Source organism: Lentzea sp. NPDC020367, from assembly GCF_044387305.1.
Lineage (GTDB): Bacteria > Actinomycetota > Actinomycetes > Mycobacteriales > Pseudonocardiaceae > Lentzea.
The window spans coordinates 1,163,647-1,190,595 of the sequence record NZ_JBIRVV010000002.1 but is presented as its reverse complement, the minus strand read 5'-3'; the positions used below and the strand labels follow the sequence as shown (position 1 = coordinate 1,190,595).

General features: G+C 72.7%; 4 protein-coding genes. All 4 read left to right on the top strand.

Annotated features, from left to right (window positions below; all coding sequences use genetic code 11):
- The first annotated feature begins 6 nt into the window (after window positions 1–6).
- The 4 genes from ACH413_RS11755 to ACH413_RS11740 all read left to right on the top strand — a co-directional run bounded on the left by ACH413_RS11755 (window position 7) and on the right by ACH413_RS11740 (window position 26,807).
- Window positions 7–3,237, top strand: a complete 3,231-nt coding sequence (locus tag ACH413_RS11755; protein ID WP_360031074.1) for a BTAD domain-containing putative transcriptional regulator — start codon at window positions 7–9, stop codon at window positions 3,235–3,237.
- Between the two features lie 185 nt (window positions 3,238–3,422).
- Window positions 3,423–16,247, top strand: a complete 12,825-nt coding sequence (locus tag ACH413_RS11750) for a type I polyketide synthase (RefSeq protein WP_360031072.1) — start codon at window positions 3,423–3,425, stop codon at window positions 16,245–16,247.
- The gene (locus ACH413_RS11745; protein WP_360031070.1) at window positions 16,240–19,404 is read left to right on the top strand and encodes a type I polyketide synthase; all 3,165 of its coding nucleotides are present in this window, start codon (window positions 16,240–16,242) and stop codon (window positions 19,402–19,404) included. Before ACH413_RS11750 ends, ACH413_RS11745 begins: the two co-directional genes overlap by 8 nt.
- Entirely contained in the window at window positions 19,401–26,807 is a 7,407-nt protein-coding gene (locus ACH413_RS11740) for a type I polyketide synthase (RefSeq protein ID WP_360031068.1), read from the top strand. The genes ACH413_RS11745 and ACH413_RS11740 overlap by 4 nt, the downstream gene beginning before the upstream one ends.
- Window positions 26,808–26,949 lie beyond the last annotated feature (142 nt).

Here is a 26,949-nt window from a genome sequence, read left to right as displayed (position 1 = left end):
TTGCCGATGACAGTCGACCACAACGTCGCCCCCAGATCGCTTGCCGCGCACGTGCGGAGCAGGTCGGACGGGCGTGCGCCCGTGCTGGCCATTCCGGCGTTCGCGGATCTGAAGTACCGGTTGCTCGGGCCGGTCACCGTTGTCGGTGCTGACGGGCCTGCTCGGCTTGGCGGGCCCAAGCAGCGGACTGTGTTGGCCGCCTTGTTGCTCAACGCCAACCAGGTGGTGTCCGAGGACCAGCTCATCGACCTGCTTTGGGAGGATCGGCCGCCGGCCAGTGCGCGGGGGCAGTTGCAGGTTCGGGTCTGGGAGTTGCGGAAGCTGCTCGGGCGTGAGGTGATCGTGCGCCGGGAGCCCGGGTACCTGATCGAGGTCGGGCCCGGTGAGCTGGACGTCGAGGTCTTCGACGACATCACCAAGGACGCCCGCCGGCTCATCGACTGTGGTGAGCCGCGTCGTGGTGTCGACCGGCTGCGTGCTGTGCTCGAGTTGTGGCAGGGGCCGCCGTTGGGTGGTACCACGGACATGCTGGTGCGGCGCAGCGGGCAGGTGCTGGCCGAGCAGCGGATGGCCGCGCTGGAAACGCTTTTTGACGCTGAGCTCGCAATTGGGCGGCACACGCATGTGCTGCAGGAGTTGCGCCGGTTCGTCAACGAGTACCCCTTCGGCGAACGCCTGCAGGAGCAGCTGATGCTGGCTCTGCAACGGTCCGGGCGGACGCCCGAGGCGCTGGAGGTCTACAACGAGACGCGCGAACGGCTTGACGCCGAGCTGGGGGTCGAGCCCGGGAAGCGGTTGCGCGCCATGCACGTGCAGGTGCTTCAGGGAGAAGAGGACGAGCCCGAGCAGGTCGTGACGCCGGCGGTGGAGGTCGTGGCGCCGTCGAGGCCTGCGGAGTTGCCGCGGGACGTGCGCGGGTTCGCCGGGCGGGCCGAGCAGTTGGCGCGGCTGGATCGGCAGCTCGGCGCGCGGGCGGGGGACTCGGACGTCTGGATCGTGCACGGCATTCCCGGGGTCGGGAAGACGGCGCTGGCGCTGCACTGGTCTCACCGCGTGCGCGACCAGTTTCCTGACGGGCAGCTTTACGTGAACCTGCGCGGCTTCGACGCCGACCGCGAGCCGATGGAGCCTACGGTGGCGTTGGCTCAGTTGTTGCGGGCGCTGGGTGTTGAGCCGCAACGGATTCCCGAGGAGGTCGACGCGCAGGCCGGGCTGTACCGGTCGTTGCTCGCTGATCGGCGGGTGTTGCTGGTGCTCGACAACGCGCGGGACGCCGAGCAGGTGTTGCCGTTGTTGCCGCCCACCGGGACCGTGCTGGTCACCAGCCGCAACCGGCTCGGGCGGCTGGTCGCCGAGCTCGGGGCCTTCTCGCTCGGCCTCGGGCCGCTCACCGGCGAGGACTCGCGGGTGCTGCTCGACGGGCTGCTCGGGCAGGACCGGATGGTGGCCGAGGCGGAGGCGGCGGGCGAGCTCGCCCGGTTGTGCGGGCATCTTCCGCTGGCGTTGCGCATTGCCGCGGCGAACATCGTGACCTGCCCGGACAGCAGTGTCGCCGCGATGGCGGCCGGGCTCGCCAAGGGCGACCGGCTGGGACAGCTGATCCTCGACGACGCCGACGAGAGCGCTGTGACGCGGGCGTTCACCGTCTCCTACGAGGCGCTCGCTCCTGAACTGCGGCGGCTGTTCCGCTTGCTGGGCCTGGCTTCCTGCCCCGACTTCACCGCCTGCGGTGCGGCGGCGCTCACCGGGGACGCGGTCGCGACAGTGGAGCGCCAGCTGCGGCAGCTCGCCGCCGCGCACCTGGTCGAACAGCACGTGGCCGGTCGCTACCGGCTGCACGACCTGCTGCGCGCTTACGCGTTGCGGCAGGCACTCGCGGACGAACCGGCGCAGTCGCGGGCCCTGGCCTGGCAGCGGTTCCTCGAGCGGTACCTGTCCGGCGCCGACGCGGCCGAGCGCACCTTCGGGCGCCGCCACGACCAGCGGCTGCCGCGGGAACCCGTTGCCGTGCCGGAGAACCCGATCTCCTTCGCCGACTCGGCGGAGGCGGCGGCCTGGCTGGACGCCGAGCACGAGAACCTGTCCGCCGTCGTCACGCAGGCGGTGACCGAAGGGCCGTACCCGATCGCCTGGTACCTCGCGGACGCGGTGCGCACGTCGTTCTACCACCGCGGCCGGCGGGTCGAGTGGGTCGAGCTCGCGACCACCGTCCTCGCCGCCGCGCGCCGGCAGCACGTGCCCGCCGTGGAAGCCGTTACCGCGCAGAGCATCGGGCTCGCGTTCGTCCACAGGGAACGGCACGAGCAGGCGGTCGAGTGGATGACCGAGGCACTGCGCGTGTTCGAGAAGGTGAACTGGCCGGAGGGGAAGGCCTCCGCGCTCAACGCGTCGGCGATCGCGCTGCGGGTGGCCGGCCGCTTCGACCTGGCCGCCGAGCAGTTCGAGGGTGCGCTGGAGCTGCACCGGGAACACGGTCACCGGCTCGGTCAGATGATCGCGCTCAACAATCTCGCCTCTGTGCACCGGCAGCGCAGCGCGCTCGACGCGGCCCGTGCGTGCCTGGACGAGGCTCTGGAGCTCGCCGCCGCGGAGAGGTACCAGCTCGGCACCGCCGCGGTGCTCGTCGGGATCGGTCTCGTGCAACGGTTGCAGGACGACCTCGCCGGCTCACGGCGTTCGCTGACCAGGGCGTTCGAGCTGCACAAGGCGCTTTCCCACCCGTACGGCCAGGCTTCGGCGTTGTGCGGGCTGAGCCTCGTGTCGATCGACCTCGGCGACTACGAGCAGGGCCGCGCACAGGCGTTGCAGGGACTGGAGATCGCGCGGCACGAACAGAACCGCGAAACGGAGGTCGGCGCGCTCAACGCACTGGCCTGCGCGGAGGCGGTGCTCGGTGAGTCCGCGTCGGCGGTGCGCCACCAGCAGGAGGCCGTCGTGGTGGCGCGGCACTGGGGTTCGCCCTGGCACGTGGCGGAAGCGTTGTGCGGGATGGCGACGGTGCTCGGCACCTGCGGCGACCACGACGAGGCGTTGCTGGTCGGCACCGAAGCCCTGCAACTGGCCAGGAAGGACCGGCTGCGGCAGATCGAGGTGCACTGCCTGCTGGCACTGGCGCAGGCACAGGTGGGCCTGGGCCACCGCGAGGCCGCGCGGAACCTGTGCGCGGAGGGCCTGACGCTCGCGGCGGGGCTGCCGGCGCTGGAACGACGTGCCAAGGAGGCGCTCGCCCAGTTCTGAGGCGGCGCAAGGCAGTGAGGGGCGGTCCGCGAGGGCCGCCCCTTTTCGTCTGCCCGTAGATCACGGATCGCAGCGCTTTCGTTGCGATCCGTGACTTTCAGGGGCGGAGAAGTCGGTGGAAGTGAGCGGCAAGCCGTTCTTTCTAGTTTTTGCGGGCAATGCGGGCGACCAGGCGAGGAGGGCTCATGCCGCAGGGGATTGCGATCATCGGCCTGTCCTGCCGGTTGCCCGCGGCGGATGACCCGGCCGGGTTCTGGGCACTCCTGCGCGACGGCCGATGTGCGATCGGTGCGCCGCCCACCGGCCGGGTCACCGACCCCGCCGCGCCGCCCGCCGCCTACCTCGACCGGGTCGCGGACTTCGACCCCGCGTTCTTCGGCATCTCACCGCGCGAAGCCGCCGCGATCGACCCGCAGCAGCGGCTGATGCTCGAACTCGCCTGGGAGGCCGTGGAGAACGCCGGCACGGTGCCGGGCGCGCGGACCGGCGTGTTCGTCGGTGCCGCTTCCGACGACTACGCCACCCTGCTCGACCGCGCGGGCGCCGACGCCGTCACCCGGCACTCGATGGCGGGCGTCCGCCGCGGCCTCATCGCCAACCGCGTCTCCTACGCGCTCGGCCTGCGCGGGCCCAGCTTCGTCGTCGACTCCGGCCAGTCGTCCTCGCTGGTCGCGGTGCACCAGGCCGTGGAAAGCCTGCGCCGCGGGGAATGCGCGGTCGCGATCGCCGGTGGCGTGCACCTCAACCTCGTGCCGGAGGGCGCCGTCCTCGCCGACCGCTTCGGCGGCCTGTCACCGGACGGCACCGCTCGGGTCTTCGACCTGCACGCCAACGGGTTCGTGCGCGGTGAGGGCGGCGCGGCCGTCGTCCTCAAGCCCCTCGACCAGGCTCTGGCCGACGGCGACCTCGTGCACGCGGTGATCGCCGGCAGCGCGATCGGCAACGACGGTGGCGGGGCAGGGCTCACCGCTCCGGACGCCGACGCCCAGGCCGAAGTGCTGCGACTGGCCTACGACCGCGCCGGAATCGCGCCGAGCGCCGTGCAGTACGTCGAACTCCACGGCACGGGCACCAAGGCCGGTGACCCGGTCGAGGCCTCGGCTCTCGGCCAGGTGTTCGGGCGCGAACTGGCCGTCGGGTCGGTGAAGACGAACGTCGGCCACACCGAGGCGGCCGCCGGAGTCACCGGGCTGGTCAAGGTCGTTCTCGCGCTGCGCACCAGGAAGCTGCCGCCGAGCCTCGGGTTCGAGAGCCCCAACCCGGTGGTGCGGGAACTCGACCTGCGGGTGCAGACCGCGGTGACGGACTGGCCCGAACCCGGTGCGCCGCTGGTCGCCGGGGTCTCGTCGTTCGGCATGGGCGGTACGAACTGTCACGTCGTCGTACGGGAGGCGCCGCCACGGAACCGCACTGCTCCGAGCACGCCGTCCGCGCTGCCCTGGCTGCTGTCGGCTCGCACGCCGGCCGCTTTGCGCGACCAGGCGGCCAGAATGCAGGACGCTCTGTCCTCAGTGGACGCCGTTGACGCCGGACTCTCCCTTGCGACCACCCGAAAGCACCACGAGCACCGCGCGGTCGTCGTCGGTCGCGACCAGGAGGCGTTGCTGCGCGGCCTGGACACCCTGGCAGGTGGCGGGCGCGCGCACGAGATCGTCCGCGGTCGTGTCTCCCCGCGCGGGTCGCTCGCGTTCCTGTTCAGCGGTCAGGGCAGCCAGCGCGCCGGGATGGGCGTGGAACTGGCGTCGGCGTTCCCGGTGTTCGCGGAGGCGTTCGAGACCGCCTGTGCCGCGTTCGACGGCCTGCTCGACCGGCCGCTCGCCGACGTCGTGCGCGAGGACGGTGACGACCTCCACCGCACCGAGTACACCCAGCCCGGTCTGTTCGCCTTCGAGCTGGCTCTCTTCGAGTTGTTCGCCAGCGCGGGGATCCGGCCGGACCTCGTCGCCGGGCACTCGGTCGGCGAACTCGTCGCGGCGCACGTCGCCGGGGTGTTCTCCCTGGCGGACGCCGCCAGGCTGGTCGCCGCCCGAGGCGCGCTCATGCAGGCGCTGCCGGTCGGCGGCGCGATGGTCGCGGTGGAGGCCGCGGAGGACGACGTCCGTCCGCTTCTGAACGATCAGGTTTCCCTTGCCGCGGTGAACGGGCCCGCGGCGGTGGTGTTGTCCGGTGACGAGGACGCGGTTCTCGCTGCCGCGGAGGTGCTGGCCGCACGCGGGCACCGGACCAAGCAGCTCACCGTCAGCCACGCCTTCCACTCCGCCCGGATCGAGCCGATGCTGGCGGAGTTCGGCCGGATCGCGGCGGAAGTGTCCTATTCGGACCCGCGGCTGGCCGTGGTGTCGACGGTGACCGGGCTGCTCGCGACCGAGCTGAACACCGCCGGGTATTGGGTGCGCCAGGCCCGTGACGCCGTCCGCTTCGCCGACGCCGTGCAGACCCTGGAAGCTTCTGGGGTCACGGACTTCGTGGAGATCGGCCCGGCCGGAGTGCTCACCGAGCAGGCCCGTGCGACCGTCACCGGCGCCGAGGTCGTTGCGGCACAACGTGGTGCCCGGTCCGAGACCGCCGCTCTGCTGCGGGCACTGGCCGCGTTGCACGTGACCGGTCGGGACGTCGAGTGGGGCGCGGTCTTCGCGGCGTGGCAGGGCAACCGGGTCGAGCTGCCGACCTATCCGTTCCAGCGCGAGACCTACTGGTTGTCCGGGGAGCCGCAGGAACGACGAGACGTCCCCGCGGTGGAACGAGCACCTGCTTCGGCCACTCCGCTGGACCTCGTCCGCGCTGAGGTCGCGGCCGTCCTGGAACACCGGTCGCCGGACGACGTGGACGTCTCCCGGACCTTCCGAGACCTGGGCGTCGACTCGCTGACCGGCCTCGAACTGCGCGACCGGCTGGCGGAGGCGACCGGCCGCACGCTGCCGGCGACACTGCTGTTCGACCACCCCACGCCCGCGGCCGTGGCCGCGCACCTGGCGGGTGAGACCGGGCCCGAGGCTCCCGAGACGTCCGGGCACGCGGACGAACCCATCGCGATCGTCGCCATGGCCTGCCGCTTCCCCGGTGGCGTCGAATCCCCGGAGGACCTCTGGCGGCTGGTCGACGACGGAACGGACGCGGTCGGCCCGCCACCCGCTGACCGGGGCTGGGACAGCGGTGCGGTGCGCGACGGCGGGTTCCTCGCCGGTGCGGCCGAGTTCGACCCGGTGTTCTTCGGCATCAGTCCGCGTGAGGCCCTCGCGATGGACCCGCAGCAACGACTCGTGCTGCAGGCCGTCTGGGAGGCCTATGAACGCGCCGGCATCCGGCCGGAGACCGTGCGCGGCCACCGCGACGGCGTCTTCCTCGGCGCCACCTCACACGAGTACGGACCGCGGCTGCACGAGGCCGCCGAGGAGTCCGAAGGGCACCTGCTCACCGGCACGACGACCAGCCTGATCTCCGGCCGCGTCGCGCACGTCTTCGGGCTCGAAGGCCCGGCGGTCACCGTGGACACCGCGTGCTCGTCTTCGCTGGTGGCGCTGCACATGGCCGTGCGGTCGCTTCGGGCGGGCGAGTGCGGGCTCGCGTTCGCCGGCGGTGTGGCCGTGATGTCCGGGCCGGGGATGTTCGTCGAGTTCGCCAAGCAGGGCGGGCTGTCGGACGACGGCCGCTGCCGCGCCTTCTCCGCCGACGCGTCCGGCACCGGGTGGGCCGAGGGCGTGGGCGTCGTCCTGCTGGAACGGCTGTCCGACGCACGTCGCCACGGGCACCCCGTGCTCGCGCTGGTCCGCGGTTCGGCGGTCAACTCCGACGGCGCGTCCAACGGGCTCACCGCGCCGAGCGGTCCCGCCCAGGGCAAGGTGATCCGCCAGGCCCTCGCCGACGCCGGTCTGTCCACTTCGGACGTCGACGTGGTCGAGGCGCACGGCACCGGCACCGTGCTGGGCGACCCGATCGAGGCGCATGCGCTGCTGGCCACCTACGGCCAGGGCCGGGAGACCCCGTTGTGGCTGGGGTCGCTGAAGTCGAACATCGGGCACGCCCAGGCCGCCGCCGGGATCGGTGGCCTGATGAAGCTCGTGCTCGCTCTTCGGCACGGTGTCGTGCCGAAGACGCTGCACGCCGAGGTGCCTTCCCCACACGTGGACTGGTCCTCCGGCGAGATCCGGCTGCTGACCGAACCCGTCGCGTGGCCGGCGGGCGACCGGGTCCGCCGGGCCGCCGTGTCGTCGTTCGGGATCAGCGGCACCAACGCACACGCGGTGCTGGAGGAGGCACCCGCCATCGATCAGGGCCGGGCGAGTGACTCCCCGGCGCCGTGGCTGCTCAGCGCGAAGACGAAGGACGCGCTCCTCGTTCAGGCCAAGCGCTTGCGCGACCACCTGATCGCCCACCCCGACCTGCCGCTCGCCGGGGTGGCCGCCACGCTGGCCGCTCGCACCCGGTTCGAGCACCGAGCCGGTCTCGTCGCCGCCGACCGCGAAGGGTACCTGGCCGCGCTGGACGCCTTGGGGGACAAGGCAATCGGTCGGACGTCTGAGGGTGCGCTCGCGTTCCTCTGCACGGGCCAGGGTTCGCAGCGGGCCCGGATGGCACAGGACCTGTACGAGTCCTGCCCGCCGTTCGCCCAGGCGCTCGACGACGTGTTCGCCGCGCTCGACCCGCACCTGGACCGTCCACTGCGGACTGTCGTGTTCGTGACCGGCCCGGAACTGCTCGACCGGACCTCCTACACCCAGCCCGCGCTCTTCGCCGTCGAGGTGGCGCTGTTCCGGCTGTTCGAACATTGGGGCGTCCGGCCGGGGTTCCTCGCCGGCCACTCGATCGGTGAGCTCGCCGCCGCGCACCTCGCCGGGATCCTCGATCTCGCCGACGCGGCCCGGCTCGTCGCGGCCAGGGGCGCGCTGATGGCGGCGTTGCCGGCCGGCGGCGCGATGGTCGCGGTGGAGGCGGCCGAGGACGAGGTCCTCCCGCTGCTCGGCGACGAGGTGTCGCTCGCCGCGGTGAACGGACCTGCCGCTGTCGTCGTTGCGGGCGAAGAGAACGCCGCAACAGCGATCGCGCAGCACTTCGCGGAACTCGGTCGACGGACCCGGCGGCTCAACGTCAGCCACGCCTTCCACTCCCCGTTGATGGACGGGATGCTCGACGCGTTCCGCGAGGTCGCCGAGTCGGTCACCTACCACCCGGCGCGGATTCCGCTGGTGGTCGACGGCGACCCCGGCACCGCCGACTACTGGGTGCGGCACGTCCGCGACACCGTCCGCTTCGCCGCCACGATCGACCGCCTGGTCGACGCCGGCGCCACCACCTTCGTCGAACTCGGGCCAGAGGCCGTGCTGAGCACGATGACCAGGGACTGCCTGCCGGAGGGCGACTTCGCGGTCCTGCCCACCCTGCGGGCCGAACGGAACGATCTTCAGGCCGTGCTCACCGCGCTGGCCGGACTGGTCGTGCGCGGTGTGGAGGCCGACTGGCCCGCCGTCACGTCCGGAGCCTCTCCGGTGGACCTGCCGACCTACGCGTTCGAACGGCACCGGTTCTGGCTGTCGCCGCGCTCGCTGCCCGCCGACGCCGCGGCTGCCGGCCTCACCCCGACCGGGCACCCGCTGCTCGGCGGTGGCGCCGAGATCGCGGGCACCGACGGCGTCCTGTTCACCGGCGTGCTGTCCACGCGCACGCAGCCGTGGCTGGCCGATCACGTCGTGCTGAACGCGAACCTGTTGCCCGGCAGCGCCTTCGTGGAACTGGCGCTGCTCGCGGCCGGGCAGGCGGGCTGTGATCGACTCGACGAACTGGTTCAGGAGACACCGCTGGTCCTGCCTGCCGACGGCCGCGTCCAGCTCCAGGTCGCCCTCGGCGCACCCGAACAGAGCGGCCGGCGCACGATCACCGTCTCGTCGCGGCCAGGCCAGTCCTCGATGACGGCGGGCTGGGTTCGCCACGCCGCCGGGTTCATCTCGGCGGGAGGTGACGTGTCGTCGTCCGAACCGGTGTGGCCGCCCGCGGACGCTGAGCAGGTCGACCTCGACGGCCGGTACGCGCGGCTCGCCGAGGCCGGTTTCGGCTACGGGCCTGAGTTCCAGTGCCTCCGCGCGGTGTGGCGGCGCGGCGACGAGCTGTTCGCCGAGGTCGCGTTGCCGGAGCACCGCATGGCGGAAGCGGCGGCGTACGGCCTACACCCGGCGTTGCTCGACGGTGCGTTGCACGCCGTCGCGTTCGGCGACCCGGCAGGGGTCGGCGCGGGCCGGATCCCGTTCTCCTGGAACGACGTCCGCCTGCACGCCACCGGCGCGAGCGCGATCCGCGTCCGGTACACCCCGGCCCGCGACGGCGTCAAAATGTCCATTGTGGACCTCACGGGCACGCCGGTCGCCTCGGTCGGCGCGCTGGTGCTGCGGCCGGTCACCTCCGACCAGCTGTCGGCCACGGTCGCCCGCGACGACCTGTACCGCGTCACCTGGGTGCCGGTGCCCTCGGCGGAGACCTCGTCGACCTGCGTGGTCACCGCCGACCTCGACGCACTGGCCGAGGTGCCCGAGTTCGTTGCCGTGCTGCCGGAAACCGGTTCCGGCACGGTGCCGGTGCGGGCACATGCCGCCGCGGCGCACGCGTTGGGCCTTGTCCGCGCGTGGCTCGCCGACCCTCGCTTCGACGGCGCCCGGCTCGTCTTCGTGATCAACGAGCTCGCGCAGGCCACTGTGCGGGGACTTGTCCGTTCGGCGCAGACCGAACATCCGGGCCGGTTCGTGCTGCTGGAAACCGAAGGTGAGCTGACTCCGGACGAGATCGCGGCCGCGGCGGCCACCGGTGAACCTGAGCTCGCGCACCGCGATGGTGCCGTGCTCGTGCCGCGGCTCGTCCGGGCCACGGTCCCGGACACAGCGCCGCCCGCCGACCCGGACGGCACCGTGCTCATCACCGGCGCGACCGGCGGGCTCGGCCGTGAACTGGCTCGGCGGCTCGTCGGCCAGGGGTACCGCCACCTGCTGCTCGTGAGCCGTCGCGGCCGCGACGACGGTCTGGTCTCGGAACTGGAGGGGCTGGGTGCGAGCGTCACCCTGGCCGCCTGCGACGTCGCCGACCGCGATGCGCTGAAGGCACTGCTGGCAGGCGTTTCGCGGCCGCTGACGGCTGTGGTGCACATGGCCGGCGTTCTTGCCGATGGTCCGGTGGAAGCACTGGCCGCCGAGCAGTTCGACGACGTTCTGCGGGCGAAGGTGGACGCTGCCTGGTACCTGCACGAGCTGACGTCCGGCCTCGCCGAGTTCGTGCTGTTCTCCTCGGTCGCGGGCACCCTGGGCACCGCAGGTCAGGCGAACTACGCCGCTGCCAACACCTTCCTCGACGCGCTCGCCTCGCATCGGCGGGCCGCAGGCCTTCCGGGCACCGCTCTGGCGTGGGGTCTGTGGGAGACGACCGAGGGCATGGGTGGAGGGCTGGCCGCCCAGGACAAGATCCGGATGTCCCGCACCGGTGTCGGGGCGTTGTCCACTTCGGACGGTCTGGACCTGTTCGACGGGTGCCGTGGTGCCGAGGACGCCGTCCTGGTGCCGTTGCGGCTCGACGAGGCCGGGGTGAGAGCCGCGGGAGCGGTGCCGTCGATGCTGCGGAGCCTGGTTCGGCTGCGTGCGGGCAGCGCGAACGTCCGGACGAGCGGCGCGATGTCCAGGGAGGCGCTGACCGAACTGGTGCGCGGTGAGATCGCGGCTGTGCTCGGGCTGGCGAACCCGGCCGCCACGGCACCGGACCGCGCGTTCAAGGAGATCGGGTTCGACTCGCTGACCTCGGTCGAGTTCCGCAACCGCCTCGCTGCCGCCACTGGGCTGCGGTTGCCCGTCACCCTGCTGTTCGACCATCCGACCCCCGCCGCGGTGGTGGACCGCCTGCACGCCGAACTGGCCGGTCCCGACGAGAGCGCGGAGTCGGCGGCGCCGACGCAGGTGTCCGGCGACCCGATCGCGATCGTCGCCATGGCCTGCCGCTTCCCCGGCGGCGTGACGAGCCCCGACGAGCTGTGGCGGCTGGTCGCCGACGGCCGCGACGCCATCACCGGGTTCCCCGACGACCGCGGCTGGGACGTCGAGGCGCTCTACGACGCCGACCCCGACCGCTCCGGCCGCACGTACACGACGCGCGGCGGGTTCCTGCACGACGCCGGTCTGTTCGACGCGGAGTTCTTCGGCATCAGCCCTCGTGAGGCGACCGCCATGGACCCGCAGCAGCGCCTGCTCCTCGAAACCTCCTGGGAGGCCGTCGAGAACGCGGGCATTGACCCGGTGTCCCTGCGCGGCAGCCGGACCGGCGTGTTCGCGGGCGCCATGTACCACGACTACACCGCGCGGCTGGCCCCGTTGCCGGAGGAGGCCGAGGGGTACTCGTTCACCGGTGGTTCCGGCAGCGTCGTGTCCGGCCGCGTCGCCTACACCTTCGGCTTTGAAGGCCCCGCTGTCACCGTCGACACCGCATGCTCGTCGTCGCTGGTGGCGCTGCACCTGGCCGCCCAGGCACTGCGGCAGGGCGAGTGCGGGCTCGCACTGGCGGGCGGCGTCGCCGTGATGGCCACGCCGGGGTCGTTCGTCGAGTTCAGCCGCCAGCGCGCGCTGGCACCGGACGGCCGGTGCAAGCCGTTCGCGGCGGCGGCCGACGGCACCGCCTGGGCCGAGGGCGCCGGGATGGTCCTGCTGGAACGCCTGTCCGACGCGCGCCGCAACGGGCACCCGGTGCTCGCGGTGCTGCGCGGCTCCGCGATCAACTCCGACGGCGCCTCCAACGGCCTCACCGCCCCCAACGGGCCTTCCCAGCAACGCGTGATCAGCCAGGCGCTCGCCGCCGCCGGACTGTCCACTTCGGACGTCGACGCGGTCGAGGCGCACGGAACGGGCACGCCGCTCGGTGACCCGATCGAAGCGCAGGCCCTGCTGGCGACCTACGGTCAGGACCGGGACGAGCCGTTGTGGCTGGGATCGCTGAAGTCGAACATCGGGCACGCCCAGGCCGCGGCCGGTGTCGGTGCGGTCATCAAGATGGTGCAGGCCATGCGCCACGGCGTGCTGCCGAAGACGCTGCACGTCGACGAGCCCTCGCCGCACGTCGACTGGGAGTCCGGCGCGGTCGAGCTGCTGACCGAGTCCCGCGACTGGCCGTCGGTGACGCGGCCGCGACGGGCGGCGGTGTCCTCGTTCGGGATCAGTGGCACCAACGCTCACGTTGTCCTGGAAGGCGTTCCGGCGCCGGAGACCACCCTCTCCACGGCACAGGTTCCGTGGGTGCTGTCCGCGCGGACCGAACCTGCTCTGCGGGAACGGGCGCGTCAGCTTCTGCCACTGGTCGGAGGTGACGAGGCCGGGGTTGCTCGTGCACTCGCGGCGCGGTCGCGGTTCGAGCACCGCGCCGTCGTTGCCGGTGATCTGCAGGCGGGGCTGACCGCGTTGGCCGAGCAGGGCAGTGGTGCGGGTGTGGCTCGCGCGGCTCGCCGGGTCGTGTTCGTGTTCCCCGGCCAGGGTGCGCAATGGGCGGGCATGGGTCGTGAGCTTCTCCAAGCCTCACCGGTGTTCGCTGAGCGGATGTCCGAGTGCGCTGCGGCGCTGTCGTCCTTTGTGGATTGGGACCTGTTGGAGGTGCTGGACGACGCCGAGGCGTTGACCCGCGTGGACGTGGTGCAGCCGGCGCTGTGGGCGATGATGGTGTCGCTCGCCGCGGTCTGGCGTGCGCACGGCGTCGAACCCGCTGCCGTCGTCGGGCACTCCCAGGGTGAGATCGCCGCCGCCGTCGTCGCCGGTGGACTGTCCGTTGAGGATGGTGCTCGGGTGGTCGCTTTGCGCAGCAAGGCGTTGCTCGCGGTCGCTGGGCGCGGTGGCATGGTGTCCGTGGCCGCGCCGGTGGAACGCGCGAAGGAGTTGATCGCCCCGTGGGGTGGGCGGCTCTCGGTCGCCGCGGCCAACGGCGCGTCCTCCACGGTGGTGTCCGGCGATGCCGACGCCGTCGAGGAGTTGCTGGCCACTGTTGAAGAAGTCCGGGTGCGCCGGATCGCCGTCGACTACGCGTCGCACTCGGCGCACGTGGAGCTGATCGAGGACGAACTGGCTCGCGTCCTGGCGCCGGTGCGGCCGGAATCGGGACAGATCCCGTTCTACTCCACGGTGACCGCCGCGCTCACGGACACCGCGGACCTAGAAGCCGGGTACTGGTACCAGAACCTGCGGCAACCGGTCGAGTTCGCCCGTACCACCGAGGCTCTGCTGGCCACCGGTCACGACGTGTTCGTCGAGTGCAGCCCGCACCCCGTGCTGGTCACCGCGCTCGCTGAGTCGTTCGACGACGTGAGCGACACGGCCGTCGCGATCGGCACCCTGAAGCGCAACGACGGCTCTCTCGTTCGTGTCCTGAACGCACTCGGCGAGGCGCACGTCCACGGCGTGCCGGTCGACTGGACGTTGCCCGCGGGGGCGCACGCCGCGCTCCCCGCATACCCGTTCCAGCGCGAACGGTTCTGGCTCGACGCCCCGCAGGTGCTGCCCGGTGTCACCGGACTGGGCCTCGACGCCGCCGGGCACCCGCTGCTGACCGCGTCGACCCGGCTCGCCGAGCAGGACATCCGGCTGTTCACCGGCAGGGTGTCGCTGCGGACGCAGCCGTGGCTCGCCGACCACGCCGTGCTCGACACGCCACTGCTGCCCGGCACCGCGTTCCTCGACCTGGCCCTGCACGCGGCCCGGGAGACGGGTGCCGCGGTCGAGGACCTGACCGTCGAGGCACCGCTCGTGCTGCCTCGCCAGGGCGCGATCCTCGTCCAGGTCACCGTTTCCGAAGGACGTGAGCTGCGGATCCACGCCCGTCTCGAGGACGGCGACATGCCGTGGACCCGGCACGCGTCGGGCACGCTCGCGGCTCTGGAGAACACCCGGCCCGCGCTGCCCTGGCCGCCGAAGGGCGCGGTCGAGGTGGACGTCGAGAAGTTCTACGTCGCCGCGGCCGAGGACGGCTTCGACTACGGGCCAGCGTTCCAGGGTCTGACGCGTGCGTGGAAGGCGGGGGACGAGGTCTTCGCGGAGGTCGCGATCGACGCCGAGCCCGGCACGTTCGTCGTTCACCCGGCACTGCTCGACGCCGCCGCCCAGGCCGTGCGGCTCGGCGACTTCTTCGCTGACGACGCGCCGCGGCTGCCGTTCACCTGGTCCGGTGTCACCTCCCACGCTTCGGGTGCTCAACGTTTGCGCGTCAGGCTTTCGTCCGCGGGCCTGGACACGGTGTCGCTCGCGGTCGACGACGACAGCGGCCGTCCGGTGCTCACCGCGGATGCCTTGACGCTGCGCCCGTTCTCACCCGCGCAGCTCGCGGCCGGTTCGAACTCGTTGTACCGGCTCGCGTGGCAGCCGATCGAGGTCACCACACCCGCGGGGACCGACGTGATCTCGCCCGTGGGCACCGGCGACGTCCGCGAGGTGCTCCTCCAGCAGCTCGCCCTCGTGCGTGAGTGGCTGGACCGCCCGGGCGACGAACGGCTGGTCGTGCTGACCCGGTCGGCCACCGGGGACGACGTCACCGACCTCGCGGGCGCGGCGGTGTGGGGCCTGCTGCGCTCGGCGCAGGCCGAGCACCCCGGCCGGATCGTGCTGGCCGACGTGGACGACGACCCGCGGTCGTTGAGCGCGTTGCCCGCCGCACTTGGTACCGGCGAAGGACAACTCGCGTTGCGCGCCGGCATCGCCCACGTCCCGGCGTTGGCACGCGCGGAAGTTCGCGCCGCCACCGAACCGTTGCTCGACCCGGACGGCACCGTGCTCGTCACCGGAGCGCTCGGCACCCTCGGCCGGCTCGTCGCGAAGCACCTCGTGCTCGTCCACGGCGCGCGTCACCTGGTTCTGCTGAGCCGGCGCGGGATGGCCACCGACGGTGCGGCCGAGTTCGTCGCCGAGCTCACGGAACTGGGCGCGGCCGCCGAGGTCGTGGCCGCGGACGCCGCCGACCGGTCCCGGCTCGCGGAGGTGCTCGCCGCGATTCCGGCCGAGCACCCGCTGACCTCGGTCGTGCACGCCGCCGGTGTGCTGGACGACGCGACGTTCACCGCGCTGACGCCCGATCGGCTCGACACCGTGCTGCGCCCCAAGATCGACGCGGCCCGGCACCTGCACGAGCTCACCGCGAACCTGCGCAGCTTCGTCCTGTTCTCGTCGGTCGCGGGCACCCTCGGCACGGCGGGCCAGGCCAACTACGCGGCCGCGAACGCCTATCTCGACGCGCTCGCCCTTCAGCGCCGGGCGCGAGGACTGCCCGCGCTATCGCTGGGCTGGGGACTGTGGGCCGAGGCGAGCACGATGACGAGCGGAGCCGACGTAGGACGGCTGAGCCGCACGGGCGTGCTGCCGCTGTCGAGCCGTCAGGGCCTCGACCTGTTCGACGCGGCCTGGGCGGCCGGGGACGCGGTGCTGTTCCCGGTGCGGCTGGAGACCTCGGCGGCGCGGCTCGGCGAGATTCCGCCGCTGCTGCGCGGACTCGTGCGCACTCCGGTCACCCCGCGGCAGAGCCAGGTCCGGCTGAGCGACGTGCCCGCGGCCGAGCGGCATCAGGTGCTGCTCGACTTGGTGCGCGGTGAGGTCGCCGCGGTGCTCGGGCACCGGGGCACGGCCGCGGTCGACCCGGCCCAGCCGTTCGCCGAGATCGGGTTCGACTCGCTGACCGCGGTCGAGCTGCGCAACCGGCTCACCGCCGCGACCGGCGTGCGGCTGCCCGCGACGCTGATCTTCGACCACCCGACCCCCGCCGCCGTCGCCGCGCACCTCGAACGCGGGCTGGTCACCGAACCGGCGCGGCCGGTCGTGCTCGACCACGTCGACCGGCTGGAGGCGGCGCTGGCGGAGTCCACAGTGGACTCTTCCGTGCTGGCGGCCGTCGCGGCCCGGCTCGACGCGCTGGGGGCCCGGTTGCGACGGCCCGAGCCCGCACCGGACGACGCGGCACAGCGGCTGAGCACCGCCTCGGCCGACGAAATCCTCGACTTCATCTCCAAGGAGCTGGGCAACCATGGCTGAGCACGACCGGGTGCTGCTCGAGAACCTGCGCTGGGTCACCGTCGAACTGCACCAGGCGCGCGAGCGTCTGCGGGCGGCCGAGGAACCGATCGCCATCGTCGGCGCCGGCTGCCGTTACCCCGGCGGCGTCACGACGCCGGAGGACCTGTGGCGGCTGCTCGCCGACGGGACCGACGCGATCACGGAGTTCCCCGGCGACCGCGGCTGGGACGTCGACGACCTGCACCGGCCGGACGAGCCGGGGCACTCCACCACTCGGCACGGCGGTTTCCTCGCCGAACCGGGCGCGTTCGACGCCGGGTTCTTCGGCATCTCGCCGGCCGCCGCCGAGGTCACCGACCCCCAGCACCGCCTGCTGCTCGAAGTCTCCTGGGAGGCGGTCGAACGCGCGGGAATCGACCCGATGTCGTTGCGCGGCAGCAAGACGGGCGTGTTCACGGGAACCATGTACCAGGACTACGGCACTGGCGCGTCCGACGCCGACCTCGCCGGCCGGGTGCTGATGGGGACGTCCGGGTCGCTCGCCTCCGGCCGGGTCGCGTACTCCTTCGGCTTCGAGGGCCCGGCGCTGACGCTCGACACCGCCTGCTCGTCTTCGCTGGTCGCCGTGCACCTCGCGGTGCAGTCGCTGCGCCGCGGCGAGTGCACGCTCGCTCTCGCGGGCGGTTCGACGGTGCTGGCCACGCCGTCGGTGTTCGTCGAGTTCTCGCGCCAGGGCGGGCTTTCCGCCGACGGGCGCTGCAAGGCGTTCGGGGCGGGGGCGGACGGCACCGGCTTCGCCGAGGGCGCGGGAGTCCTGCTGCTGGAACGGCTTTCGGACGCGGTCCGGCACGGGCATCCCGTGCTGGCCGTGGTGCGCGGCTCGGCGGTGAACTCGGACGGCGCGTCCAACGGGCTCACCGCGCCGAACGGCCCGGCGCAGCAACGGGTCATCGCCGCGGCACTGGCCGACGCGCGGCTGTCCGCGTCCGATGTGGACGCTGTGGAGGCGCACGGCACCGGCACCGCGCTGGGGGATCCGATCGAGGCCCAGGCGTTGCTCGCGGCCTACGGGCAGGACCGGCCGGAACCGCTCTGGCTCGGTTCGGTCAAGTCGAACCTCGGCCACACCCAGGCCGCCGCCGGGGTGGCCGGGCTGCTGAAGATGATCCTCGCGCTGCGCCACGGCGTTCTGCCGAAGACGCTGCACGCCGACTCGCCGTCGCCGCACGTCGACTGGACTTCGGGGGCTGTCTCGCTGTTGACCGAGGCGCGGCCGTGGCCCGCGGGGGAACGACCGCGCCGCGCCGGGGTGTCCTCGTTCGGCGTCAGCGGCACCAACGCGCACGTGATCCTCGAAGAAGCGCCGGCTGTGGTGGAGGAGCCGTCTGGGCTGGACGATCCCTCGGTGCCGTGGGTGTTCTCGGCTCGCAGTGCCGCCGCGTTGCGCGGACAGGCCGCCCGGTTGCTGTCCTGTGTGGATGATCGCGCGGTCGATGTCGCGCACTCGTTGCTGACCTCGCGCAGCTCGTTCGAGCATCGCGCGGTCGTGTTCGGCCCGGACGCGGAGACGCGTCGCCGCGGACTTGCTGCTCTGGCCGCCGGTGAGGAGACCTCCACCGCGGTGACCGGGCTCGCCGACGCGGACTCGGCGGCGGTGTTCGTCTTCCCCGGTCAGGGATCGCAGTGGGCCGGCATGGGCAGGGAGCTGCTCGACACGTCCCCGGTGTTCGCCGCGCGGCTGGTCGAGTGCGCCGCCGCGCTCGCGCCGTTCACCGACTTCGACCTGCTGCGGGTGCTGCGCCGCGGGGACGAGCTCGACCGCGTCGACGTGGTCCAGCCCGCGCTGTGGGCGGTGATGGTGTCGCTGGCCGCGTTGTGGCAGTCGCACGGCGTTCGTCCGGCGGCCGTGCTCGGGCACAGTCAGGGCGAGATCGCCGCCGCGTGCGTCGCGGGCGCACTGTCCCTTTCGGACGGTGCGCGGGTGGTGGCGCTGCGCAGCCGGGCGTTGGCCGAGCTGTCCGGTCGCGGCGGGATGGTGTCGCTGCGGCTGCCGGTGGCTGAGGTCGAAACCCTGCTGGCACAGCGGCCAGGGTTGTCGATCGCCGCGGTCAACGGGGCCGAGTCCGTCGTCGTCTCCGGCGCGCCCGAGGGCTTGGACGAACTGGTCGAGCACTGCGGCGACCGCGTGAAGCGGATCCCGGTGGACTACGCGTCGCACTCCGCGCAGGTCGACTCGTTGCGGGAGCGACTGCTGGCCGACCTCGCCCCGATCCGGCCGCGCCAGGCGGAGATCCCGTTCGTGTCGGCGGTGACCGCCTCGTTCTTCGACACCACCGGCCTGGACGCGCGGTACTGGTTCACCAACCTGCGCGAGCCGGTGCTGTTCGACCCGGCGATGCGGCTGCTGACGGGTGAGGGCCGGACGGCGTTCGTCGAGCTGAGCCCGCATCCCGTGCTGACGATGGGCATGCAGCAGACCGCACCGGATGCTGTAGTCGCCGGTGCGTTGCGCCGTGGTGACGGTGGCCTCGCACGGGTCCGGCTGTCGCTGGCCGAACTGGCGGTGCGCGGCGTCGGTGTCGACTGGCTGCTCCCCGCGGGGCGGCGGGTCGACCTGCCCACGTACGCGTTCGACCACCGCGACTACTGGCTGACCACGTCCGGCCCGGTGGCAGGAGCGGTGGTGGGTGTCACCGAGAGGTGGACCGGTTACCTGGAGGGGCAGACCGGCCAGGAGCGGCGGCGGACGCTGGTGAAGCTGGTCCGTTCCGCCGCGGCCGCCGTGCTCGGGCACGCGTCGCCGGAGGAGGTCGAGCTCACCGGGTCGTTCCGCGAACTGGGCCTCGACTCCGCGGCGGGCGTCCAGCTGCGCAACCGGCTGGCCTCCGTCACCGGGCTCGACCTGCCGGTGACGGTCGTGTTCGACCACCCGACGGTGTCCTCGCTCGCCGCACATCTGGACGCGGAGGTGTCGGGTTCGGACACCGGCCTGCACCGCCACCTCGACGCCATCGAGTCAGGTCTGCGCGATCTCGACGGTGCGGCCCGCGCCCAGGTGCTGACCAGGTTGCGCGCGCTGATCGCGCCGGGACCCGACGCCACGGCGGATCTGGACGCCGCCAGCGCCGACGAGATGTTCGCCTTGCTCGACCAGGAACTGGGTGCCGCGTCGTGACGAACGAAGAGAAGCTCCTGGACTACCTCAAGCGCGCCACCGGTGATCTGCGCGAGGCGCGGGGCCGGGTCCGCGAGCTGGAGGACCAGGCGCACGAACCCGTCGCCGTCGTCGGCATGAGCTGCCGGTATCCCGGCGGGGTGCGGACGCCGGAGGACCTCTGGACGCTGGTCGCCGAGGGACGGGACGCCGTCACCGAGTTCCCCGCCGACCGGGGCTGGGACCTGGACCGGTTGCACTCCAGCGAGGCGCCCGGTTCCAGTTACGTCCTGCACGGCGGGTTCCTGGACGACGTCGCGGGGTTCGACGCCGAGCTGTTCGGCCTCAGCCCGCGCGAGGCCCTCGCGATGGACCCCCAGCAGCGGCTGCTGCTCGAAGCCGCGTGGGAGGGGTTCGAACGGGCAGGCATCGCCCCGGACTCCGTGCGCGGCAACAGGATCGGCGTCTTCGTCGGCACCAACGGCCAGGACTACGGGCCGCGGCTGCACGAGGCACCCGCTGAGGTCGAGGGTCATCTGCTGACGGGACTGGCCGCCAGCGTCCTTTCCGGACGGATCGCGTACGCGTTCGGTCTGGAAGGCCCGGCGCTCACCGTCGACACCGCGTGCTCGGCGTCGCTCGTCGCGGTACACCTCGCGATCAGGTCGTTGCGCGCGGGGGAGAGCACCCTGGCCCTCGCCGCGGGGGTGTCGGTGATGAGCACGCCCGGCGGGTTCGTCGAGTTCAGCCGTCAGCGCGGTCTCGCCCCGGACGGGCGCTGCAAGTCCTTCGGCGCCGGTGCGGACGGCACCGGCTGGGCGGAGGGCGTCGGCGTCCTGGTGCTGGAACGGCTGTCCGACGCGCGGCGCAACGGCCACCGCGTGCTCGCCGTGCTGGCCGGGTCGGCGGTCAACTCCGACGGCGCCTCCAACGGTCTCACCGCGCCCAGCGGCCTCGCTCAGCAGCGGGTGATCCGGGCGGCGCTGGCCGACGCCCGGCTCGTTCCGTCCGATGTGGACGCTGTCGAGGCGCACGGCACCGGTACGGTTCTCGGCGACCCGATCGAGGCGGAGGCGATCCTCGCCACCTACGGTCAGGACCGGGAGACCCCGCTGTGGCTGGGGTCGCTCAAGTCCAACCTCGGGCACGCCCAGGCCGCGGCCGGCGTAGGCGGGATCATCAAGACTGTTCTGGCCCTGCGCGCCGGAACGTTGCCGCGCACGCTGCACGCCGACGAGCCCTCGCCCCACGTCGACTGGTCCGCCGGAGCCGTTGAGCTGCTCTCCGAGCCGCGGCCGTGGCCTGCCGGGGAACGTCCGCGCCGTGCCGGGGTCTCGTCGTTCGGGGTCAGCGGGACCAACGCGCACGTGATCGTCGAGGAAGCGCCCGTTACGGCCGGCTCGGTTGCTGTTGCGGCGCCGGCGGTTCTGCCTCTGCTGTTGTCCGCCAAGTCTCCGGCCGCACTTCGCGCACAGGCCGCCAGGCTGTCCGAGACTTCCCTCGACGCCGCCTACTCGCTGGCGACGACCCGTGCGCTGCTCGAACACAGGGCTGTCGTCGTCTCCGGCCCGGCCGGCCTGAAGGCTCTTGCCGGCGGCCTTCCCACCGACGGCCTCGTGCAGGACAAGGCTCGCGCGGACACCAAGCTCGCGTTCCTGTTCACCGGCCAGGGATCCCAGCGCGCCGGGATGGGACGGGACCTCTACGAGGCGTTCCCCGTGTTCGCGGCCGCGTTCGACGAGGTGTGCGCGAAGATCGGCCTGGCGTCGCTCAAGGACGTCGTGTTCCTCGACGCCGACGGCCTGCTCGATCGCACCGACTACGCGCAGGCGGGCCTGTTCGCGGTCGAGGTGGCCCTCGCCCGGCTCGTCGAGTCGTGGGGCATCAGGCCCGACGTCGTCGCCGGGCACTCGCTCGGCGAGATCACCGCCGCCCACGTGGCGGGTGTGCTGAGCCTGGCCGACGCGGCGGCGCTGGTGGCCGCGCGAGGCCGGTTGATGGCCTCGTTGCCTGCGGGTGGGGCCATGGCCGCGGTCGAGGCGAGCGAAGCCGAGATCGTCGCGACGGTGTCGGACGGGGTGGACCTCGCCGCCGTGAACGGGCCGTCCTCGGTCGTCGTCTCCGGCCCGCGGGACGCTGTCGCGGACGTCGTTTCCCACTGGGCGGCACAAGGCCGTCGCACCCGGCGGCTGACGACGAGTCACGCGTTCCACTCCGCCGCCATGGACCCTGTGCTGGCGCCGTTGGCGGAAGTCGTGCGAGAGCTGGACTTCCATCCGTCGGCCGTGCCGTTCGTGTCGACTCGCACCGGACGGGTCGAGGCCGATCTGTCCACTGTGGAGTACTGGACCGGTCAGGTCAGGGACGCGGTGCGCTTCGCGGACGCCGTCGCGTCGTTGGAGGACCAGGGCGTCACGGCCTTCCTGGAACTGGGACCCGACGGTGTGCTGACCGCGTTGGCCCGCGGGCTCGCCGACGCCGTGACCGCCGTCGCGCTGCGTCCGGACCGGGACGAGGCGACCACGCTGCTGACCGCCGTCGCGACCCTGCACACCCACGGCGTACCGGTCGACTGGTCCGCCTACTTCGCCGGGACCGGTGCGCGGGCGACCGACCTGCCCACGTACGCCTTCCAGCACGAGCGCTACTGGCTCACGACGGCGAGCGGTGCCCCGGTTTCCGGGCGTCCTGCCGTTCCTTCGCGAGGGGATCAGGTCGAGCTGATCGACCTGGTGCGCGCGCAGGCCGCCGCCGTGCTCGGGTATCCGGAGGCGCTCGACGGTGACCGCGCGTTCGCCGACCTGGGGTTCGACTCGCTCACCGCGGTGGAGCTCAGCTCGCGGCTGGGCAAGGCGACCGGGCTGACGTTGCCGCCCACGCTGGTCTTCGACTACCCGACGCCCGCCGCGCTGGCCGCGTGGCTGGTGGGAGAGGCCGAGACCGGCGAGGCGCCCGTCGCGCACGCGGGGTCGGACGACCCGATCGTCGTCGTGGGCATGGGATGCCGCTATCCGGGCGGTGTCACGTCCCCGGCGCGGTTGTGGGACGTCGTGCTCGCCGGCACCGACGCGATCACGCCGTTCCCGCCGGACCGCGGCTGGGATCTCGAGGGGCTGCACGACCCGGAACCGGGCCGGCCGGGGAAGACCTACGTGGCCCACGGTGGTTTTCTGGCGGACGCGGCCGGGTTCGACGCCGCCTTCTTCGGCATCAGCCCGCGCGAGGCGCTGGCGATGGACCCCCAGCAACGGCTGCTGCTGGAGGTCACCTGGGAGACGTTCGAACACGCGGGCATCGACCCGCGGGCGGTACGCGGGGACGCCGTCGGTGTGTTCGCCGGCGTCGCCTCGCAGGACTACGGCCCGCCGCTGCACGAGGCGCCCGAGCACGTCGGCGGAAACCTCGGCACCGGCACCGCGGCCAGCGTGCTGTCCGGCCGGATCGCGTACACCTTCGGGTTCGAGGGGCCGGCGCTGACCGTCGACACCGCGTGCTCGTCGTCGTTGGTGGCGCTGCACCTCGCCGCGCAGGCATTGCGTGCCGGTGAGTGCACGCTGGCACTGGCGGGCGGGGTGACGGTGATGTCGAGTCCCGGAGCGTTCGTCGAGTTCAGCCGCCAACGCGGGCTCGCGCCGGACGGGCGGATCAAGTCGTTCTCCGACGACGCCGACGGCACGGCGTGGGCCGAGGGCGCGGGAATGCTGCTGCTGGAACGACTTTCGGACGCCCGTCGGCACGGCCACCCGGTGCTCGCCGTGGTCGCCGGATCGGCGGTGAACTCCGACGGCGCGTCCAACGGGCTCACCGCCCCGAACGGTCCGTCGCAGCAGCGGGTGATCCGGCAGGCGCTGGCCAACGCCGGTCTGTCCACTTCGGACGTCGACGTGGTCGAGGCGCACGGGACCGGCACCGTGCTGGGCGATCCGATCGAGGCCCAGGCCGTGCTCGCGACCTACGGCCAGGACCGGGAAGTCCCGCTGTGGCTGGGGTCGCTGAAGTCGAACATCGGGCACGCCCAGGCCGCGTCCGGGGTGGGCGGGGTCATCAAGATGATCGAGGCGATGCGGCACGGCGTGCTGCCCAGGACGCTGCACCTCGACACGCCTTCGGCCAAGGTGGACTGGACGGCGGGCGCGGTCTCGTTGCTGACCGAGACCACTCCGTGGCCGCGGACCGATGTCCGCCGGGCCGCTGTGTCGTCGTTCGGTGTCAGCGGCACCAACGCGCACGTCATCCTCGAACAGCCTGCCGAAGTTGTGGCGCAACGGGAGTTCGCCGGACCTGTGCCGTGGCTGCTGTCGGCCCGCACCGAGACCGCGCTGCGGGCCCAGGCCGAGCGGTTGCTGAGCGTTGACGCCGATGCGGTGGACGTGGCACGGACACTCGCGGCCGGACGGGCGGCGTTCGACCACCGGGCGGTGGTCGTCGCAACTGCTTCCGAGGACCGCGCGGCGGGGCTGGCCGCGATCCGGGACGGCCGTGGCGCGATCACCGGGGTCGCCAAGTCGGGCCGGACGGCGTTCCTGTTCACCGGTCAGGGTTCTCAGCGCGCGGGGATGGGGCGTGAGCTGCACGAGACGTACCCGGACTTCGCGGCGGCGTTCGAGGCCGTGTGCGCTTGTCTCGACCCGCGCGTGCGGGAGGTCGTTCTCGGCGGCGGACCGGAGCTAGACGGCACCGAGTTCGCGCAGCAGGGGATCTTCGCGGTCGAGGTCGCGCTCGTGCGGTTGCTGGAGAAGTGGGGAGTGCGTCCGGACGTCGTTCTCGGGCACTCGGTCGGCGAGATCGCCGCGGCTCACGTCGCCGGGATCCTGAGCCTGGAGGACGCGGCCGTGCTGGTCGCTGCCCGAGGCCGTTTGATGCAGGCTTTGCCGCCTGGTGGCGTGATGATCGCCGTGCAGGCTTCGGAGGACGAGGTTCTGCCGCTGCCGGAAGGGGTGTCGCTCGCGGCGGTGAACGGGTCTTCCGCTGTGGTGTTGTCCGGGGAGGCGGACGCGGTCACCGAGCTGGCGTCGAGGTTCGCCAAGACCAAGCGGCTCAACACGAGCCACGCGTTCCACTCGCCGTTGATGGCGCCGATGCTGCCGGACTTCCGTGCTGTGCTCGACGATCTGGCGTTCGGTTCGGCGACGTTGCCGATGGTGTCCACCGGCGGGACCGCCGACCCGGCGACGGCGGAGTACTGGGCCGGTCAGGTCGAGGCGACGGTCCGGTTCGCGGACGGTGTCGAGGCGCTGCGCGCTCAGGGCGTCACCACGTTCGTCGAGATCGGTCCGGACGCCGTGCTGTCCGCGCTGGTCGATGGCGCCGTGCCTTTGCTGCGCGAGGACCGGTCCGAGCCGGAGACGCTGCTCACCGCGCTGGGCCGGCTGCACGCGGTCGGCTGTGGTCCACAGTGGACCGCGCTGCTCGGATCGCCGGAGGTGCCGGTCGACCTGCCGACGTACCCGTTCGAGCGGGAGCGGTACTGGCTCGACCCCGGCACGCCCGCGGCCGCTGACCCGGCCGGGGAGCGGTTCTGGGCCGCTGTCCGCGACGGCGACGTCGTGGGTCTGGCGGACACGCTCGCGGTGGACGAGTCCACTGTGGATTCGCTGCTGCCCGCGCTGGCCCGGTGGCGTGCCGAGGCCGACGGGGGAGCCGAGCACTGGCGTTACCGCGTGGTCTGGAAGCCGGTCGAGGTCTCGGCCGCTTCGGGCACGTGGCTGGTGGTCGTGCCGGAAGGCGTTGCCGCGGAACGGTTCGTCGAGGGGCTCGACGCCACGGTGCTGGAGATGCCCGGCGGGATCGGCCGGGCGGACCTCGCCGCGTTGCTGCCGGAGACCGATGGTGTGCTGTCGTTGCTCACCGACGTCAGCCAGGTGCTTGTGCTCGTGCAGGCGCTCGGTGACGCGGGCCGTGAGGCGCCGCTGTGGTGCGTGACGCGCAACGCCGTGCAGGTCGAGCCGGGCGAGCAGGTGGACCCCGCTGCCGCCGAGATCTGGGGACTGGGCCGCGTGGTCGGCCTGGAGCACCCGCGCCGGTGGGGCGGTTGTGTCGACCTCGCGGGTGATGTGGACCCCACAGGCGTGCTCGGCGGTACCGAGGACCAGGTCGCCGTGCGGCCGTCCGGGGTGTTCGGGCGGCGTCTCGTCCGGGCGTCCGGCCGGAAGGTCCGGGAGTGGCGGCCCCGCGGCACGGTTCTGATCACCGGCGGTACCGGTGCGCTCGGCGGGCAGGTGGCTCGGAGGCTGGCGGCGGACGGTGCCGAGCACCTGGTGCTGACCAGTCGCCGCGGTCAGGCCGATTCCGGGCTCGTCGACGAGTTGATCGCACTTGGCACGCGGGTCACGGTGCGCGCGTGCGATGTCGCCGACCGGGACGCGCTCGCCGCGTTGCTGGCGGAGTTCCCGCCGTCGGCCGTCGTGCACGCGGCCGGCCTGGGCGACCCCGACTACCTGGTGGACACCGATCTTGCCGAGTTCGAACGCGTCCGGTCGGCCAAGGTCCTCGGAGCGCTGCACCTCGACGCTCTGCTCGGGGACGCGCCGCTCGACGCGTTCGTGCTGTTCTCGTCGATCGCGGCCACCTGGGGCAGCGGAGGCCAGGGTGCCTACTCGGCTGCCAACGCGGCACTCGACGCACTGGCCGAGGCCCGCCGGACTCGCGGCCTGACCGCCACGTCGATCGCCTGGGGGCCGTGGGCCGGACCCGGGATGGCCGAGGGCGAGGCCGGGGTGCAGATGGCACGGCGCGGTGTCGCCGGACTGCCGCCGCGGCGGGCGGTCGCGGAACTGGTCGCTGCCGTGGAACGGGACGAGCCGGCGGTCGTCGTCGCGGACGTCGACTGGACGCGGTTCGTGCCGGCGTTCACGGCACAGCGCCAGAGCCCGCTGCTCGGCGACCTGCCCGAGGTGCGCGAGGTGCTGGCCGCGGAGGTGACGCCCGGTGGCGCGGTCGCCGAGATCCTGAGCACTGCCAAGGGATCCGAGCTCGACCAGTTGCTGCTCGACATCGTGCGCGGCGAGATCGCCGTGGTGCTCGGGCATTCCGCGTCCGGGGCGGTGGACGTCCAGCAGCCGTTGCGCGACCTGGGCCTCGACTCGCTGGCCTCGGTCGAACTGCGCAACGGCCTGTCCAGGGCGACCGGACTCGCCTTGCCCAGCACGCTCGTCTTCGACCATCCGACGGCCGCCGCCGTCGCCGTGCACCTGAAGTCCTTGGTGGAGCCCGCGACCGACCTCCTCGCCGACGACCTGGACCGGCTCGAAGCCGGGCTGGCGGCGTCCGGCACGGAGGACCGCGGTCGCGTCCTGGCCCGCCTCGAAGTCCTGCTCGCCCAGTGGCGCGACGGAGGAGAGGACGAGTCGATCACCGATCGGCTCGACTCCGCCACCGACGACGAGATGTTCCGGCTGCTCGACACCGAGTTCGGCATCTCCTGATGCGCCCACCGACCCAAAGTTCTCCGAGGACCTCCCATGTCGAGTGAAGACAAGCTCCGCTACTTCCTCAAGCGCGTCACGGCCGACCTGCACGACGTTCGTGCCCGGCTGCGCGACGCCGAGGACAAGGCGGGCGAGCCGA